This window comes from Streptomyces sp. SID13031 (assembly GCF_010548305.1).
In the GTDB taxonomy this organism is placed as follows: Bacteria; Actinomycetota; Actinomycetes; order Propionibacteriales; family Kribbellaceae; genus Kribbella.
Genome location: NZ_JAAGLV010000083.1, coordinates 1 through 439, shown reverse-complemented (window position 1 = coordinate 439; position 439 = coordinate 1). Strand labels below are relative to the sequence as shown.

Here is a 439-nt window from a genome sequence, read left to right as displayed (position 1 = left end):
CACGGAGTCGAGACACGCGTGCAGATACGCCTGGACCCGGTACGCGGGCACGATGACACTGAACCGGGGCACAACACATCCAGGGATTCGCTCGCGGGCGGGCAGGTGGCCCGCAAACGGCCGATGGAGTGACTTGGTTACGCCGAATGTGGCATCCGGGGGAAGAGCGAGGTAGGGCGGCCCGGACGAGAGTGAACGGGCCGCCCTGATATTGACGAACGGGTGTGCTGTTGGCGGGTGTCACCCGGCTCCGGTCACCCGGTGGCCCGGCTGACCGGAGCGGCCCTCACTTGACGGCCCCGGCCATCACTCCGGAGACGAACTGCCGCTGGAAGGCGAAGAAGACCGCCAGCGGGATCACCATCGACACGAAGGCGCCGGGTGCCAGCACGTCGATGTTGTTGCCGAACTGCCGGACCTGCTGCTGGAGGGCGACGGT

The 439-nt window shown here is 67.4% G+C and carries 1 pseudogene; it reads right to left on the bottom strand.

Features of this window, described 5'->3' with window-relative positions:
* Window positions 1-286: 286 nt before the first annotated feature.
* Window positions 287-439: pseudogene (locus tag G3I17_RS41445) on the bottom strand (carbohydrate ABC transporter permease); the annotation flags it as partial.